A 640-nucleotide genomic window follows, 5' to 3' on the forward strand; every position below is an offset into this window, starting at 1 on the left:
CGTTGTTTTAAACGGCAGGTGCGCGGGCTGTTTAGGCCGAGCGCCGTTCGCCGCGGCGTTCGCGCAGGATCGTCAGGCGGTCTTCGAGGATCTGCTCGAGTTCGGGCAGCGACCGGCGTTCCAGGAGCATGTCCCAGTGCGTGCGGACTGCCTTTTCGTTGAGGTTCACAGGGCGTTCGCCGTCCACGAGCAAGGCTTCCTTGCCGGTCTTGGATACCCATACCGGGGGGATCTCCGCTTCGGAGGAGAAGGTCACGAATACCTGTTCGCCGTCCGCGCAACGGTACTCAACCCGCTGGCGCGGAGCCGGTTCGACACCGGATTCGGTCTCCATGCTCTGTGCGCCAAGGCGCATACCCCGCAGGCTGCGATCGCTCATCTTTTCTCCCTCTATTCGGTTCGCAGGGTCATGCCCTGCGTTAGCCGGGGGCTGTGAGGCCGCGCCGGACTACTGTTTGCATCGCGCCGTCTCACGGGACCCAAGCCGGATAAATCGTCACTGGATTAAACGCTTTGCGAAGCTTAATTGTTCCGCCGGACTGAACCAGCCGGACAAATACTCAAGTATACGGGCACAGACCTCCCCGGGTAAAGCCTGCGGGGACCTGGCGGCGGTTCCGGACAGGGGAAAAGGGAGCAC

1 protein-coding gene is annotated in these 640 nt (G+C 62.3%); it reads right to left on the minus strand.

The window, feature by feature from the left end; translation table 11 throughout:
- Positions 1-31 precede the first annotated feature (31 nt).
- Positions 32-379, minus strand: a complete 348-nt coding sequence (locus K789_RS0113555; RefSeq protein WP_024367218.1) for an RNA polymerase-binding protein RbpA — start codon at positions 377-379, stop codon at positions 32-34.
- Positions 380-640 lie beyond the last annotated feature (261 nt).

The sequence above is a fragment of the Arthrobacter sp. TB 26 genome, from assembly GCF_000427315.1.
Lineage (GTDB): Bacteria > Actinomycetota > Actinomycetes > Actinomycetales > Micrococcaceae > Arthrobacter.